Consider the following 14,210-nt stretch of genomic DNA (forward strand, 5'->3'; position numbering starts at 1 on the left):
CCATGTCTTATATAATACGAGCGTGGGGGATTCGCTATAAAATGTGTTTTTAGCGCCAATTTAACCGTCAATTAGCAAATCGTACGTATAAAAAAAGGGCTTACGCCCTCTTTTTACTTCCAATAACTTACTTCCAATAACTGATCAGCTATTGTTCTTTCGCGTCAATTGGTCTTTTAGATTTGGAGGCGTGCCTTTGATGGTTAACGTATCCGTTTCAGGATCATAAAAAACCCGTTCACCTAACAACATACTGTCGAAATTAATACTCAAACCACCGCCGGCACCAACATACTTGGTCAGTTTTCTCACGGTGCTTCTATCTACAGGGAATTTTTCTTCCAATTCATAGCCACGCTCCTCGGTGTAATCCAAAAAGCTTGTCCCATCGGTACTTGTCGGTAACTCGCCAGATAGTTCTTTAACTTCTAACTCTTCATTAGCCTTGACCTGTTCGTTACAATAATCAAATACTTGTTTCTTGTAGCTTGTGGTTTCTTCTTTATCAAGCTGCGCATCGGTACAATAATCGTCAACCGCCTGCATCAATACCAAGTTCTGATGTTTCGTATCTAAACCCACTTCAGCTTGAAGGAAATCCAAAAAGAAATCGGCGATTTTTCTGCCGACCCTTCCTTTTATATAAGAAAGATATCGGTTTGACTCAGAATCTGTCTCATACGTAGATAAGTCTATTCGTGCCACGATATCCATCTTGCTAATATCAAGGTAGTCCGTAGCACTGATATCAAGCCCTTCTGTTACCTTTAAGCTCTGATGCGATGGCAATAATGCGATGAACATATAGTCAGTTGCAAGTGACTGATATTCGGCCAGGACCAAAATACCTTCGTCTGCAAATGGATACTTTGACAGTTCTTCTTTTAATCTCAGCGCACAATTTTGAGAAAAATCGTAAAAACTTCTCTCTCCTTGGCGAAGTTCTTGCAACCAGTTCTTAAAGTTGCTGTCAGATTGAAAGGCGGCAAAACCTTTGCCTGCTTTTGCATTAAAAACACGGTGAAGCTCTGACACGAGATCTTCGGAAAAACGATTATTTTCAAGGGATTCCGTCCGGTAGTTGACGGTTAGTTCATCCTGATCATTTTTAGTTAATTGATGTAAGATGACATTAGATATATTTAGGCTCATAGCGAATAAATTATGGTTTCGATTTCAGTTGTGATGAAGAGTAGGTTATCATAAGCCGCTTTCACTATCATTATTAGAGTTACTATGCCGATTACATCAAAATATAGCGATGACCAGATTGAAGTCATTCTCACTGAAATAGCAGCCGTATTAGACAAGCACGGTGCGAGTTCAGAGCTTTCACTTATGATTGCTGGCAATATTGCTACCAACGTCTTGAACACCAATGTGCCTGCAACGCAACGCAAAGCAATAGCAGAAAAATTTGCACAAGCACTTCTTTCCTCTATGGAAGAAAGCAAAACTCACTAATATATAAGAAAGAAATTAAATGGTAGATAGCGGAAATACATACGGTGACCGAGTCTCTCGACTAGTAAGTTGGGGGCATTGGTTTGCCTTTTTCAACATAGTTGCCGCTATGTTGATAGGCACGCGTTACATTAGCCAATCACCTTGGCCCGAAACCATCCTTGGCCAATTATATTTGGTGGGGTCATGGATTGGGCATTTTAGCTTTCTAATTTTCGCCCTCTATCTACTCATACTCTTTCCACTTTCTTTTGTCATTCCTTCTAGGAAACTGTACCGTTTTGTAGCGGTGTGTTTTGCAACGGTCGGGTTAACACTTCTCCTATTAGATACGCAGGCATACCAGCAAATTCATTTGCATCTAAATCCTGTTGTTTGGGAATTACTACTTGAAAAAGATCAAAGTAACATTGCGACCGAACTTCAGCAGTTGTTTATCGTGTTACCGGTCATCTTTTTATTGCAGCTGGCCCAGTCAGAATGGATCTGGCGTAAACAGAGAAAACTGACCAATAAACGGGTAGGACGCTCAATTACCGTTCTATTTTTTGTCTGCTTTATCTCCAGCCACTTAATGTATATCTGGGCTGACATTTCGTTCTATAAGCCCATTACTGCCCAAAAAGCCAACTTCCCGCTCTCTTATCCAATGACAGCGAGAACTTTTATGCAGAAACACGGGCTGATAGACACCGCAGAATATAATAAGCGCCTAGAGGAAGATGAAAAACTAACGCCATTGGTTAGATATCCTCTTGAGCCATTGAAATACAATAGTAAGGCAAAAAACTACAACGTTGCCATTGTCATGGTTGAAAGCCTAAGGGCTGATTTCGTTACCGATGAAGCCATGCCAAACCTTGAACGCTATGCTAACGAAAATATTCGTTTTACCGATCATTACAGCTCGAATAACGACTCTGGCAGTCTCTTTGGGCTCTTTTATGGGATTCCGGGTAACTATAAGAAGAGCCTTGTTTCGCAAGATCTACCGCCACTAGTTATAGAAGAAATGGCGAAGCGAAACTATCAATTTGGATTTTTCGGTAGTGAGCAGTTAGACAACAATGAGTCTAAATCCACAATACTGAACGCGACCAAATCTGCATTTGATCTATCGGAAGATGGTAAAGACGAGACAACCATTTCAAATTGGTCAACTTGGCTTGAAGCCAACGCAAAATCGCCATGGTTTAGCTATATTGAACTTTCTACGATAAGCGATTACGAGTCTTATGAGAACAAAACGGCAACGGGTTCTCCAACCGATAAACTCAAGGCCTCCTACTCTCAAGCCAGTACAGACTTAGATTCGCAATTAGAAAAAGTGTTTACCACCCTTACCGAACAGGATTTGGCGGATAACACAATTGTAATTATCACCTCCAACCACGGAATTGAGTTTAATGAAACAAAATCCAATAGTTGGGGAGCCGACTCAAATTACAGCCGCTACCAGTTGAATGTACCGCTCGTGATACACTGGCCAAACAAACCCGCTCAACTGCACGCTCATAAAACGAGTCATTTTGACATTTCAACCACGCTCTTACAGGATCTGTTTGGTGTTTCTTCAAACCCGCAAGACTATAGCAGTGGTAAAAGCCTACTAAATAAGTCGTCACGGAAATGGATATTGGCTGGTGATGGTATTGATATCGCATTGATTACGGACGATTACACAACCGTAGTAGACAAATATGGAAACTACAAAGTGTACGATGACAACTATAAACGAGAAAAAGACTCGAAGACTAAGCTATCAATATTGATGCTCGGCCTATCAGAACTAAAACGTTTTTACGAGTCCGAACAATAATTATCACGATGTAATTAAAGAGGTAATCAAGCCATCTATTACTCGTCCAGAGACAGATGTCGCACTGATTGCACAAAAAAACATCAAACAGTCATATCAGGGGTTTACAAGTAATTCTAACCCCTATATTATGCGTTCCACACGGAGAGATGGCTGAGTGGTCGAAAGCACCGGTCTTGAAAACCGGCAAGGGTTTGTAGCCCTTCTAGAGTTCAAATCTCTATCTCTCCGCCACATTTTAAAACCCACTGCTTGCAGTGGGTTTTTTCGTTTTAAACAGTACTTATAATTATGACTTTCTAACCAATTGTGCCACTATCATTTCAAGCGTCGAATGCTTGAATTCGGTTCCCAGTTGTCTCCTTAACTTACCTCCATCCAGTATTAGCTCTTTCTCCCATAAATATTTCATTTCTTTGACCTCTCTTATTAGAGGGACGAAAAAGGCCAGAATAGACAAACTCCACCAAGGGAAATCAGAGAGGTCGAGTTTGTATCCAATAACCTTGAACGCATGCTGCCAGTCTTTACCTGTCAACACCAACCCAGAGTCGTGCCATAACTCATATTGGAGACTCTGTTGTTCCACCGCACTCACCGCATTGGTACATAAATCAGGTAAATAACTCCAAAAATGACGGTGCGTCGAAGAATGAGGTTGACGCATTACAAAGCGTTCATTGCCTCTTTTTTTAAGCATCATTTTTAGCCACTCCCCACCCTCGCCTTCACTAATGAAATCCCCTGCCCTAATAATTGTCACCTTTGCACCATTATTTGCTGCTGCCAACAACCTCAATTCCATCTCTTTCCTAATTTCACCTTTCGGTGTCACACCGACCATCGGTGCATCTTCAGTTATAGGCGTTAAACTCGGTTCATAGCTATACACATTACCTGGAAATAATACATGGTACTTTTTACGTTCTGCTAACTGAACAACGGGCTCCAACATGCTAAGCGCTAACCGATGCCAATCTGGATACGGTAAATTAATCGCATAAACAATTAGGTCAACACCTTCAGATTCGGACTCTAACAGAGCCTTATCTTGATAACTTCCTTCGACAATTTGGTAGTTTAAGTGTTGCTCCGTCAAGTGCTTTCTACCTCTTACTATCGCTTTAACATTCCAACCTTTATTTGTCAGCGCCATGGCCATCTCTCTACCAAATTTTCCTGTAATTCCTAATATCAAAGCTGTTTTCATATTCGTTACTCATTGATTTACACCGTGTTGATACTTTACTATTCATATTAAGACTTAAGAATCACCAAAAATGACGAATGGATATGCAAAAATGAATAATCAGACAGTAATGGTTAACTGGCAAAGCTGGCACTATTTTGTTACTGCAGCTGAATCTGGAACGGTTAGCAAAGCCGCTTCAACGCTTGCTATTTCTCAACCCACACTTAGCAGGCAGTTAGTGGATCTAGAAAAACAGCTTGGACAAGCTTTATTTAATCGAAGTACACAAGGAATTACGTTAACTGAGTTCGGGCTGATACTGCTAGAAGAAGCAAAGCTAATGCAGAGCTCGGCATTTCGGCTTCAGCGACTTGTTGGTGGGCACACCACTGCATTGTCAGGTAGGCTCAGGCTCTCCGCTAACGAACTGCTGGCGAATTATTACCTTCCTAATATTCTCCCGACGTTTCTAAACCAATATCCCGATATAAGCGTTGAGATAGAGGTGACTAACCAAGCTTCAAACATAGATAAAAGAGATGCAGATGTTGCGATACGAATGTTTCGACCGACTCAGATAGATCTTGTCGCTAGACACCTCTTTGATATACCACTTGGGTTTTATGCAAGTCGCGGCTACTTAGAAAATGTTGGGACACCACATTCCCCAGAGGCACTCTTAGAACATCGAATACTTGGTTACGACAGAGACACTCAAATAGAACAAGGTAGCCAATTGTTGGGATGGAACTTAAAGAACGAGGACTTTAAACTTCGCTGCGATTTCATGCCTATTCAGATTGAATTGGCGCGAAATGATGGGGGTATCGTCGTGACACATTGCGAGCTTGCAACCAAGCTTTCATTACAAAAAATTGAGATAGGCATTGAGTTGCCAAAGTTACCCGTTTATTTGGTATGTCATAGAGACGTACAGCACAATCAGAAAATAAGAGTCATGATGGACTATTTAGCAAAGACACTTACGAACGCATTGAAATAGCATTGCTGATCTGTACCTTTACTTCGGTCTTAAATGGATCCAATCATCTGATTACGCATATATAAATCTACTTACTTAATGCACACTTTACGTTCAAGTCTTCACATATTTTTAATATGGCAGACAAAGGTGTTATTTCGTTTTCCATTGTAATATCAGAGGTGATTGTGAGCTTTGAAAATGTAGAATTAATGGTCGAAACCTTGATACTTGCGCTCTTGCCATTTTGGTTCAGGTCCATCAAATATAAAGCGTCATCTTGACTAGTAATCTCCACATTCTTGTTATTTGCCGCAATCTCAAGCGCGGTTTGGTAGACATTTTTAGCTGGTGCATCGATATCCACGGAGGCGACTTCATGGTTCTGACTTTTGTAATACATAACCGCCCCAACAGTTGCCACTCCAAGACCTGCACAACCAGATATCGAAAGTGAAGCTAACAACATAAATATAACTTTTTTCACATGCTCTCCTTAAATATTTACAGTTTGAACGAAACCATCCACCGCATCGTTCTGTCTCTGTATAACTTAGTTGTAATTTGGTATTTCGGCAAACTAACATCCATTTTTACAAGGTCTACGATGAATAAGTCAATGACGTTTCCTCAACCAATTCATTCTACACCAAGATAAAATATGCCATATTGCGGCAGAAAAGCATGACTATTCACCATCTAAACAGCGTCATGTGAATTAACTCAAGGAAGTAAGGTGGTAGAGAATAAATGGCTTAACCACGGATTAGGCCGACAGCATGACGGCAAGTGCAATAAAAAAGGAAGGAGATAAACAGACAAATAGATGAATAGAAGAAGAGGCCTAAACAACAGGCCTCTTCTATAGGGACGTCTTACTTCAAGTAACTAGACTTGTTAGCCTTATCGACTTCTGTAAGGAATAGGTCCATCAATTCAACACCTTCGTTACCCAAAGACTCCTTTATTAACGCTTTAACTTTAGGTTGGGTCGCTTCACGCATTTTATTGCGCTCAGCTGGTGATAGAGCATTAACTTTCATCACTTTCTTAAGACCAGTCAAACCTCTATCTGAAGACGCTTCAATTAAGCGAGACAGACCGCGGTTAGCACTCATGGCTATTTGTGTTGCATCACGGATGATTTTCTTCTCTTCCGCGTTCAAGCTGTCATAAAAGCTTTTGTTCATCATAAACGTATATGGGGCAAATAGGTGGTTAGTTAACGTCAGGTTACTTTGAACTTCATTAAACTTCGCAAATGATACGGTTGGTACAGGGTTCATTTGGCCATCAATTACGCCAGTTTGTAATGCAGAATACACTTCACCCCACGCTAACGGGTAAGCTTCTGCACCAAGCGATTTTACAATCGTCTGGTGCGTTGGCAGTGTCATTGTACGGATACGCAAGCCGTTAAAATCTTCAAGTGTTTCGATAGGACGTTTAGAGTTAGTTATTGAAAAGAAACCGCCTGTATCTGGAAAACCGAGTACTTTTACGTCCCCGAGTTCTGCGCTAATATCATCCGCTAATACTTGGCCAAATTTGCCGTCTAAAACATCATAGGTTGATGCATTATTGTCAAACGCAAATGGAATATCTAACACACCAATGCGTGGATAATATCCTGCTACAGCGCCTACCGATGATAACGTGGCTTGCAATTGACCATCTCGCACCATCTGTATATGTTCTTTAGAAGAGCCTAATTGGTTGCTAGGATATACCTGAACCGTTATCTCACCATTAGATGCGGTTTCTACGATGTTTTTAAAGACACCAGTAAACGCGTGAGCAGGGTTTTCCATCATGTCAGCTTTATTATCGTGACCAAAACGGATAACCTTCTCAGCCAAAGCTTGTGAAGAAACAGTGCAAGTTAGTATTACTGTTGCCAGCAACGTTTTTGTTATAGTTTTCATTAAATGACTCTCCAATCATAGAGTATGTGTAGGGTGAAAATAATCAGTATTTTCAGTATTTTCAGTATTATTAAGTGATGTTAATTGTTACTAGTACCCTAGTAATCTAGGAATAAATAACGCCAAGCCAGGCCAGTAAGCAATGACAAATAATAAAGCTAACTCTCCTATTAAAAATGGCATTAAATCTTTTGCAATCGCTTCAAGTTTTGTTCCGGTAACCGATGACAGTACAAATAAACAGGCGCCAATAGGTGGTGTCATCAATGATATATTGAGGGACAAAACAAATACGATACCGGCATGTAATGGGTCCATCCCAATTTCTTGAGTTAGAGGAACTAATATAGGTGCCAATATAATAAGCATGACATTTATGTCCATAATCATGCCTACGGTTAGCAACAAACAAATTATTAGTAGCAAGATGACATCGGGGTTGCTAGATAAGCCCACAAATATATCGGCAATTTGTTGTGGTATCTGGTTAAAGCTCAACCACCAACCCAATATAGAAGCTGAACCAATAATTAAATATATTACTGCGGATATCTGAGCGGTTCTTATCATCATTGTAAATAACGAATTTAAGGTTAGGTTTCTATATATTAGTGAACCAACAAGCAAAGCATACCCAACAGCAATTGAAGCCGCTTCCGTCGGTGTCACTATTCCGAAAACGATGCCACCCAAAATAATGATTGGCATTAATAAGGCTAGAAATGACCCTCTAAAGTGCATCAGAACAACGGAAAGAGACGCACGCTGAGCCATCTTAGGTAAGTTTTTACTCTTACCCGTAATCCCTATGATCGCCATACAGACAGCACAGACAAGTAGACCCGGTAATATACCCGTGGCAAACAAACCACCAATAGAGACACCCATTAAAGAGCCATACACAACCATTAACCCTGATGGTGGTATGGTTGGCCCAATAATAGAACCCGCCGCTGTTACTGCGCATGCGTAAGACTTGGTATAGCCTTGTTTTTCCATTGCTGGAACCAACGTACGCCCAAACGCTGCCGCGTCTGCGGTCGCTGAACCTGTAATGCCAGAGAAGAATACAGACGCCAGCATATTCGAGTGTGCAAGGCCTCCTCTGAAGTGCCCCACTAAAGATTCAGCAAGCAAAACCAAACGACTGGTGATGCCAGTTTGATTCATTATTTCACCGGCCAGAATAAAAAAGGGCATGGCAAGAAAAGGGAAGATATTCAGGCCATTAAATATTTTACTTGGAGCCAAAGAGGTGAAATGCATGCCTCCTACATCAAACATTCCGCTTAAACCTGCTATCCCTAGAGACAATGCAACTGGTGCACCTAGTAACAATAACCCAAGAAAGAGTATGCCAACGATCATGATTCTTCTCCTAACAAAGCATTCGGGGTATTCGTTATTTCGGATATGTCTTGAATTAAAACGATCAATGCTTGGAATGCACTAAGAAAAAAGGTAACCGGGATCGCTGCATAAGCGTACGACATAGGAAGAGCAAAGACAGTAGATAATTGCTGCTCTCCTTTTTCCATATAAGCAATCCCTGCATAGGCAATATAACTAAAAAACAGCACCATTAATAAACTCATAGTAATCTTTAATATTGTTTGAATATTCAATGGCAATCGTTTAACAACAAATTCAAGCCCCATGTGTTCTCTTCCGAATGTACAACAAGGAACCGCTAATAAAATGCCCCATATCATAATATATCGCGCAAGTTCTTCTACCCATGAAAGCTGCCAATGAAATAGATACCTGTCCGCTACTCCAACCCAAACATCGATAATTAGTAACGCCATCAATATGCCGACTCCGTATTGATTGACTTTATTTACTGCCTTACCAAAATCGTAAACATTTTTCCTAATGGCACCCATAGGTCACCCTCTAATAACTTATTAATTCTTAAAATTAAAAACAGAATTTGGTCATCATATGTAATATTTATTATTTTACGCGCCAATTACGTACATCTGTTCCAGTGTGTTTAGTCCGATATTTTTAGTTCAGTATTTACATTTAAATATAATCCATTAATGCTTGGTCCAAAGACCTGCCCTAGAATTAGAGACATTCAGTCGCCTAACGGTAGCCTTCCACTTCCTCCTCGATGAGCATCAAGGTTTAGTTTAATTTTCCGCAAATTTTCTTGTACAATCTTTTCTCTTTTATGAGCCAACTTCATCGAAAGCACATCCAGCTGAACCATAAGCGCGTATCGAGATGTTGTCGGCCGAAAAATATCATCCCCTTCGCTTATTTCAATTTTGAAAGTAACGTCAGCGAGCTGAGCCAACGGAGAAATAGCGCTGGTGAAGGCAATGATTTTTGAACCGTATTGCTTGGCTATTTTTGTTATCTCTAAAAGCTCTGGTGTCCGGCCTGAAATAGAGAACACCATTAGCACATCATCTGTCTGCATTACTGAGGCTGTCATTCTTCCCATCATGCTGTCACTTAATGCTGAACAAGTAATACCAAGGCGAAACAACCTGTTTTGAGCCTCCTGAGCCATCACACTTGATGAACCACCGCTACCAAAGATCACCAATTGCTTCGATTTCTCAATGTATCCAATCGCTTTTTCGATCATTTTTTCAGAAACCATTTGTTCATGGCGATCCAGCGTTTTATGAATAGCGAGAAACAAACCTTGAGTATCAGAATATACGGTGTTAGTTACAAATCTTTGCCCTAAGCTTTGGCATTGCGCTAATTTTATTTTTAATTCACGAACATCTTTGCATCCAATCGCTTTTGCAAATCGAGTCACAGATGCCTCACTTACTCCGGCCTTTTTAGCTATTTCAGTAATACTCGCGTTTGCGCAGAAAGTAATATTTTCTGTAATCGCTTTTGCTACTCTTTTCTCCGCGTCTCTAAGTTGAACAAACGCATCATGAATACGAGAAACAATATCTATTTCATATGTCATTAATATTCCCTTAGTTGATGTGTTCAATTTATTAATTTGTGGTCATAATATCTGCGAACTTACTCACACTAAATTTTTAAATTGTGATAGTTTCTATCATCATCGATTGTGAAATATCACAATACTCTTAAAAAACAATTAGATAAAACCAAAAGATGAATGAAAGAAAAGCATCGGGTCAATGATAGAAAGTATCGAACAAGGCCGTTCACTTCACAAAAAAACGCAACCATTTGCGTCATTTCTCACAATTAAGTTTGGTTGTAACTCTATTCTTAAATACACAATTGATATTTTACGCTGTACAACAGACCAAATTAACAAAGCCAGACGGGAATTAATTTAGCTTGTGAACAATCATCGTTAATTTTTGATTCGAAATCACAATGAAAAATTAGGTTTATTTTATTTGTGGCGTTCTTATTTCATATATTAATAAAGATCAACATCACAAAATTAGTGTTAACTTAAATAGTGTTTCAGCTCGGTAATATTGACGAAAGCTAATCTATATTGCCAAGGATGAATAAGAATATATTGTCGTCGGTTGGTCTTTCGTGGTGAGTATTCCCTGTGCCTTATAAGAAGTGAAAAAATTGAGCAAGCAGGAATACGGCTTGCTCAATCAGGGCGCGTGCTTAGTCTTATGCTAATGATAACTACATAGAAGAGCCGTCTTTCATCTCTAGTGACGCATGGTAAGCCTTAATGAAGGCATTGGCGTTCATTTTGACCTCTTCATCACTCATGCTTGGCGTATAGAGAGCACCACCTAACCCAAACCCGTAGGCACCACTATCTAAGAAAGGTTTCATACTTTCTACTTTTGGATTGATACCTCCAACAGGCAGACATAACGTATCTTCAGGTAAGACTGCTTTGAGTGCCTTGAACCCCTCCAACCCCATGACTGAAATAGGAAACAACTTAATACCTGTAACACCTAACGCTATAGCAGAGAACGCTTCACTTGGTGTCGCGACACCTGGGAAGACAGCACAATTAGCTTCGTTAGCCAACCGAATTACTTGCTCGTTTAGGTTGGGGGTGACCACTAAATTCGCACCTGTCGAAATGACTGCTTCCGCTTTTTCGGCAGTCGTTACCGTACCAGCGCCAATAAAGTATTCTGAACCAAAACAATCTACTAACTTTTGTATGCTCTTCAAAGCTTGTGGGCTATTCAAAGGTACCTCAATAAATGAGAATCCTTCGTCGATTAATATTCGAGTTATGCGTATTGCATCTTTGGGTAGTATTCCTCGTAATATCGCTATTAGAGGAAGCGCTCCATTTATTGTCGCTTTACACTTATTCATCTTTTATGTCCTGTTTTACTTGTAACATACCTTCCAAAAAGCAGTGATTACCGTCAATAGTACAAAATTCGATATCTAAGGCTTGGCACGCTTTCTCATACCGTTCACACAAAAGAGGATCCCCAACTAAGTAGACACTGTCACTCGCTAGCGAGCGCAACTCATAGCCTATTAATAAGCCAGATAGATAATCTTGAATGTGCGATTCTTCGACCAGCTCAAATAGTCGAACGGTTCGGGCAGAAAACAATCGGTTCAGTAGATTTGGCTCTGAACTATTGGTTATACCTTTGAAGAAAGAGTCATGTGACTCTACAGGCTCTGGCAAACCTCGACCCAGTATTGAATGATTAATAAGGAGTGAAAATAACTCTCCTGTCATGTAGGTAGAAAAATCAATCAGCTTACCGTTGTCTAAAACGATATGTTTACTGTGGGTACCGGGAAATACAGCATGAAAACTCTCTTTTTGGATTATCACTTGTAAACCAAACAGTTGGACTTCTTCTCCACGCATCACATCATAGCTATCACTATGATCCTTGTGACTAACCCCTGGAACTAACGTCGCCTTACCTCCCCATGGCAGTGAAAACTGGTGGGCTTTTCTTGCAAGGTCGGTCATTGATAAAGGGGCTGGAACATAAGGGGTCTCTACCCATCCCTGAGCCGAACCGATCATTCCCGCCATATATATTGGGAGGTGTTGGTACTGACCAAGCCAATCAGATAACACACCCGCTAAGGCCTGAGAGAACTGGCGGTTCTCTACCTGCAACAAACCTAACTTTTGTTGATATTGTCCCAAAACCTTTCCATTCTCTCCTATCGCGAGAGCACGAAAATTGGTCGTCCCCCAATCAATAATTAAGAATTGTATCTCTGAGTTATTCATATTTTTCCTTACAGGGAAGACACCACCTAATTAACGAGCTGGCTCGCTTCTCTAGTGAGTTTTGCTAACTGTTCCCAGTCTTTCTCTTCGATAAGTTTCTTATCTACCATCCAGGTTCCACCACACGCGACAACACGATCGATTGATAAATAATCTTGCACATTATTCAGGTTAATGCCGCCTGTTGGCATTATTTGAATGTCACCATAAGGGGCAAGGAGGGACTTAAGCATACTTAACCCACCCGAGGCTTCAGCGGGAAAGAACTTAAGCATCGTTATGCCCATTTCCAACGCGGCTTCTATTGTGGATGGATTATTTACACCCGGAATATAAGGGATATCGTTTTTTATGCAGGCCAAAGCCGTATTCGGATTAAATCCCGGAGAAACAACAAAGGTTGCACCTGCATTTTTGGCCGCTAAAACTTGTATCTCATTGAGTACCGTTCCGGCTCCAATCAACATGTCTGGTTGAGACTGGCGTAACAGGCGGATCGCTTCCTCTGCCGCATCGGAGCGAAAGGTTATTTCAGCGGCTGGTAAACCATTGTCAACGAGTACCTTGCCTAAGGGGATAATATCTCTCGCGTTATCCACTGCAATGACAGGAATAATTTTAATTGCCGCCATTTGTTCTATTAGATTATTCATACTGATTCATTCTCTCGATTACATCATTTAAATGTGCTTTATCTATTAGTGCGCCTTTATGTTGAATAACGACGCCAGCTACCTGGTTACCTATTTGTGCGCAAGTACGTGGTGATAAGCCGCGTAGATAACCACTTAAATATCCAGCGTTAAACGAGTCACCCGCCGAGGTTGTATCCACTACCTGTACGCTTTTCTCAATACCGACAACGGCAAAATCTTCGTGAATAAAACTCTGGTAGATGCATCCGTCTTTTCCTTGCTTAAGGACGACATTTCTAAGCCCTGTTTTTTTCAATCTTTTAAGAATGGCGTCTGCATCTTTGTCTCCCCACAGTTGCATCTCATCGTCATCCGTCAATAAGGCTAATTCGCTGATAGCAAATATCTGTGAATAAATGTCTTGAGCTCGACTTTCTCCACCATTACTTTCCCATAACTTAGGCCTATGGTTGGTGTCGAAAACAATCTGCTTTCCTTGTTTCGAAAGGCGGATTAATAAAGAGATGAGACACGCGCAGTCATCAACCGGAAGAATGGCCAGACTAATTCCACTGAGATAGATTACATCCATATTTTCAAGTGAAGATGCAACCTTTTGAAAGTTCTCATGCGACACCATATACTTAGCGGCTGAGTTGTCTCGCCAGTATTGAAATGAACGTTCTCCAAACTCGTCAAGTTGTATTAAATACGCACCAACTGAACGTACTGAGTCAATTAATACATTTTCAGTGTTTACACCTTCATTATTCCAAGCTTTAAGCATGTAGTTGCTTAATTTGTCGGCCCCTACCGCTGAAATGTAATTAACTTGATATTTTTCGTTATTATTTAACCGCGAAAGATAAACCGCCGCATTCAACGTGTCACCACCAAAATAATGTTTCATATTTCCAAATAGAGTGCCGTTAAACTCAGTCATACATTCGCCTATTAACGCGATATTGATTTTTTTCTGATCCATATTATTCAACCAATAGTTGTGAGTGATAGACCCATGGAATTTAATCTATC

14 protein-coding genes and 1 tRNA gene are annotated in these 14,210 nt (G+C 40.5%); 4 read left to right on the plus strand and 11 right to left on the minus strand.

Features of this window, described 5'->3' with window-relative positions; genetic code table 11:
• Positions 1-144: 144 nt before the first annotated feature.
• Positions 145-1,152, minus strand: coding sequence for a nucleoid-associated protein YejK (yejK, locus tag IUZ65_RS11405; RefSeq protein ID WP_195703842.1), 1,008 nt, complete (start codon positions 1,150-1,152; stop codon positions 145-147).
• A gap of 84 nt (positions 1,153-1,236) precedes the next feature.
• Here yejK and IUZ65_RS11410 point away from each other — a divergent pair, with 84 nt between their 5' ends.
• From IUZ65_RS11410 to IUZ65_RS11420, 3 genes are all read left to right on the plus strand, one after another.
• A complete protein-coding gene (locus IUZ65_RS11410) occupies positions 1,237-1,464 on the plus strand; it encodes a YejL family protein (RefSeq protein WP_195703843.1) in 228 nt (75 codons plus the stop codon).
• 19 nt (positions 1,465-1,483) lie between these two features.
• On the plus strand, positions 1,484-3,283 hold the full coding sequence (locus IUZ65_RS11415) for a DUF3413 domain-containing protein (protein ID WP_195703844.1): 1,800 nt from the start codon (positions 1,484-1,486) through the stop codon (positions 3,281-3,283).
• Between the two features lie 143 nt (positions 3,284-3,426).
• A tRNA-Ser gene (locus IUZ65_RS11420) sits at positions 3,427-3,517 on the plus strand.
• Between the two features lie 55 nt (positions 3,518-3,572).
• Here the strand turns inward: IUZ65_RS11420 and IUZ65_RS11425 are convergent.
• On the minus strand, positions 3,573-4,493 hold the full coding sequence (locus IUZ65_RS11425) for an NAD(P)H-binding protein (RefSeq protein WP_195703845.1): 921 nt from the start codon (positions 4,491-4,493) through the stop codon (positions 3,573-3,575).
• A 91-nt stretch (positions 4,494-4,584) separates the two neighbouring features.
• Here IUZ65_RS11425 and IUZ65_RS11430 point away from each other — a divergent pair, with 91 nt between their 5' ends.
• A complete protein-coding gene (locus IUZ65_RS11430; protein ID WP_195703846.1) occupies positions 4,585-5,478 on the plus strand; it encodes a LysR family transcriptional regulator in 894 nt (297 codons plus the stop codon).
• A gap of 67 nt (positions 5,479-5,545) precedes the next feature.
• On the opposite strand, the gene IUZ65_RS11435 is transcribed toward IUZ65_RS11430, so the two are convergent.
• The 9 genes from IUZ65_RS11435 to IUZ65_RS11475 form a co-directional block, all read right to left on the minus strand.
• A complete protein-coding gene (locus IUZ65_RS11435) occupies positions 5,546-5,944 on the minus strand; it encodes a DUF3568 domain-containing protein (RefSeq protein ID WP_195703847.1) in 399 nt (132 codons plus the stop codon).
• Between the two features lie 388 nt (positions 5,945-6,332).
• Positions 6,333-7,382 (minus strand): TRAP transporter substrate-binding protein, encoded by a 1,050-nt coding sequence (locus tag IUZ65_RS11440; RefSeq protein ID WP_195703848.1) that lies wholly within the window; start codon positions 7,380-7,382, stop codon positions 6,333-6,335.
• Between the two features lie 90 nt (positions 7,383-7,472).
• Positions 7,473-8,750, minus strand: coding sequence for a TRAP transporter large permease (locus IUZ65_RS11445; protein WP_195703849.1), 1,278 nt, complete (start codon positions 8,748-8,750; stop codon positions 7,473-7,475).
• Positions 8,747-9,268: a TRAP transporter small permease gene (locus tag IUZ65_RS11450; protein ID WP_195703850.1), complete on the minus strand. Its 522-nt coding sequence runs from the start codon at positions 9,266-9,268 to the stop codon at positions 8,747-8,749. Before IUZ65_RS11450 ends, IUZ65_RS11445 begins: the two co-directional genes overlap by 4 nt.
• A 197-nt stretch (positions 9,269-9,465) precedes the next feature.
• Positions 9,466-10,326, minus strand: a complete 861-nt coding sequence (locus IUZ65_RS11455) for a MurR/RpiR family transcriptional regulator (protein WP_195703851.1) — start codon at positions 10,324-10,326, stop codon at positions 9,466-9,468.
• 659 nt (positions 10,327-10,985) lie between these two features.
• Positions 10,986-11,645, minus strand: a complete 660-nt coding sequence (locus IUZ65_RS11460; protein ID WP_195703852.1) for a 2-dehydro-3-deoxy-6-phosphogalactonate aldolase — start codon at positions 11,643-11,645, stop codon at positions 10,986-10,988.
• Complete coding sequence (locus IUZ65_RS11465; RefSeq protein WP_195703853.1) at positions 11,638-12,540, minus strand: 2-dehydro-3-deoxygalactonokinase; 903 nt, start codon at positions 12,538-12,540, stop codon at positions 11,638-11,640. Before IUZ65_RS11465 ends, IUZ65_RS11460 begins: the two co-directional genes overlap by 8 nt.
• 26 nt (positions 12,541-12,566) lie before the next feature.
• Positions 12,567-13,193, minus strand: a complete 627-nt coding sequence (locus tag IUZ65_RS11470) for a bifunctional 4-hydroxy-2-oxoglutarate aldolase/2-dehydro-3-deoxy-phosphogluconate aldolase (protein ID WP_195703854.1) — start codon at positions 13,191-13,193, stop codon at positions 12,567-12,569.
• Positions 13,186-14,160: a sugar kinase gene (locus IUZ65_RS11475; protein ID WP_195703855.1), complete on the minus strand. Its 975-nt coding sequence runs from the start codon at positions 14,158-14,160 to the stop codon at positions 13,186-13,188. The genes IUZ65_RS11470 and IUZ65_RS11475 overlap by 8 nt, the downstream gene beginning before the upstream one ends.
• Between the last annotated feature and the right edge of the window lie 50 nt (positions 14,161-14,210).

This window comes from Vibrio sp. VB16 (assembly GCF_015594925.2).
GTDB lineage: Bacteria > Pseudomonadota > Gammaproteobacteria > Enterobacterales > Vibrionaceae > Vibrio.